Below are 2708 nucleotides of genomic sequence, written 5' to 3' on the forward strand. Positions count from 1 at the left end.
CGGATCAGTAGTTGTAACCTTTGAAGATGGATCGGTAGCAGTCATTCCAGCTGAAAAAACAGTTACAGCTGCTAACCAAGATTCACCTGCTCAAGCACCGGCTAAGAAAGCAGGAGCGAAAGAATTACCAAACACTGGTACTAAACAATCTAACGCTTCACTTGGACTAGCACTTCTTGCAGCAGTGACAGGAGGACTCCTCATCGCTAAAAAACGCGAGGAAGAAGAGTAAGAAAATATTCAGTAAAGTAAATTTGAGAATATGAATTCTGTAATTTTGCTAGAAAATTCTTAGGAAGATCTTCTTGTAGATAAGTTTAAAGACAAAGCCCATAGAACAAATGTTTCTATGGGCTTTTCTTCATAAAGAAACATATCAGAGATAGGAATAATTTCAAATATTATCTATATTTTATAGAGTTAATCAGAGTTATTTGTCGTTGATAATCGCACCTTTATAAAGTAAGTGGATTAGATAAAAATTTCTGTTATTAAACAAGCGAGTGAATATATAGTTTGGCCATACTCTAGCTATGTTTAGATTTGAGGAAATCTTTTATATAAGGGACGTTCAGGTTAGAGCGAGTATTTTTTTGAGATCCTTTGCTCATGGTGCTTGTTCGTTGTTAAGTACATACGGAAAATATCAAGAAGAGGATATGTCTCTTAATTTCAAGTATTGTAGACTAATTTTAAAATTGGACAAAAGTTATAAATGTGTAAAGTAATGTATCTATTTTGATATAAATTGATGAGATAAACTTGTACTGTTTAACAATTGTTGTAAGGATTTTTTGAGTTGAAAATCCTATTATAATAAGGATTGCTTAAGGGTTAGAAAATGCTATTTTTGAACATTAGTAGTAAAATTTTACTACTATTGTTTTCTATACAATTTTTTGACTTTCTGATAGACATACTTTATAATAAAGATGTATGTAGCAGATAAAATGCTAAGAAGTACAAAAAAAGGAGATATAAATATGTATTTTAATCGTAAAAATGCAGAGCAAAAGAATTGGCGTATGATCAAAAAAGGAAAACATTTCCTTTTCGGTTGTTCGCTTGTTTTTGCGGTTGGGGCTGCTTTAGTAGCACCATCAGTCAAAGCAGATACGGTAGAAGCTAAGCCAGATACTAGCTCTACAACAGAGGGGGTTAAGCCAGTTGTATCTGAAGAAAACCCAACTTATGCAGCGCCAGCTGTAGAAGTAGCTCCAGCAACTGCTGAAGAAAAAGCTGAAAAACCAGTTGAACCTACTCAAAATTCTAAAGAAGAACCAGTAGTTGCGACTGAAAAAGCTAAGGAAGCAGACAGCATCCAAGCTCCAGAAGTGACTGTGGTATACGATCCATCAGCACTTACTGATGAAGAAAAAGCAAAAGTTGTAGCAGCTGTGAAGGCAGCAAATCCTACAGCGACTGATGTTCAAGTCCAAGCAGACGGATCAGTAGTTGTGACTTTTGCAGATGGCTCAAGTGCAAACTTGACAGCAGCACAAACGATCAAGGATGGTTCTTTAGTAGCTAAACCACGTACTAATCGTGCAGCGAGAGCTACAGCAACACGAGCATCAGAAGGTGCTGAAAACCTTGACTATAGCAATAAAGAAGATGTCGAAGGCTATGTTAAAATTAGCTACGAAGTAGACAAGGCTAATAATGTTATCCATTGGACAGTTCTTGATAACCCAGGCCGTAAAGGAAATTCAGCCAGTGGTTATGTCTACTTTACAATTCCGAAAGGTTCAGTAGGTGAACCAACAAACTGGAAAGTTGTCCAAACAGATAAAAACGGAAAAGTAGTTAATAGTCGTGATTACTGGAAAGATAATGATGGATCTTACTTGATGGGTCAGAAAGGTCGCATGAATACCTATACTGGCGCTGAAATGACGAAACGCTTGACTCAACTTTATAAAGATACAAAAAATCCAGCAATTAAGGGCAATGAAGCTGCAGTTGCAGCTCAAACCGCAGAACGTTCACAAGCTTTGTATACGATGACTGCTGATAATAATGCGATTCGTAATGTTATGTGGACTATTACCTATGACACACCAATCTTGGATAACTCTAAGCCACTTGACTATGTTGCAGGTATGCAAGGAACAGGGCTTGTTGGTGGAAGAACAAACATCATGACTGGTTTCACAGATAACTACATCGATAATGCAAGTTCAAAATTCCAAGCAGTTGCAGTTAAAGAAAAGTACACTGCCAAAGTTGGTGGAAGTTTTGCTGCAGATCCAGCTACTTATGTAACTAACAAGGCTGGCACTCCAGAATTCCCAAATAACTACCGTGGTGCAACAAGCTTCAAATGGAAAGACGGTCAAGCACCAACTGCTACAGAAGCAGGTACTTACACTAAAACAGTAGTGGTTACTTACCCAGCTCACTACAAACAAGCTCCACAAGAAGTTACGATTACATTTGAAGTTGAAGGGGAAACACCAAAACCAGTTACCCCAGCCAAACCAGTTGTGAACACAGATCTTACAGGTAAAGCAGGTACTAAGACATCAGTTGAAGTTACAGCTGATCCAGGAACTACAGTTGAGTTGTTCGATAAAGACAACAACAAGATTGGTGAAGCAACAGCTGATAACAATGGTAAAGCAACAATCACACCAACAGTTGATATCCCAGCAGGCGCTGTAACAGCGAAAGCAACTAAAGATGGTCAAACATCAGTAGCAAGTGAT

The 2708-nt window shown here is 37.8% G+C and carries 1 protein-coding gene and 1 pseudogene; both read left to right on the top strand.

All coding sequences use genetic code 11. The annotated features are described in order from the left end of the window. The coding region (locus tag HMPREF2728_RS02580) for a MiiA motif-containing surface protein (RefSeq protein ID WP_148130247.1) at positions 1-232 on the top strand (232 nt) is incomplete at its 5' end. A 751-nt stretch (positions 233-983) separates the two neighbouring features. Beyond that, a pseudogene (locus HMPREF2728_RS02585) lies at positions 984-2708 on the top strand (hypothetical protein); the annotation flags it as partial.

The organism is Streptococcus sp. HMSC061D10, from assembly GCF_001808865.1.
Lineage (GTDB): Bacteria > Bacillota > Bacilli > Lactobacillales > Streptococcaceae > Streptococcus.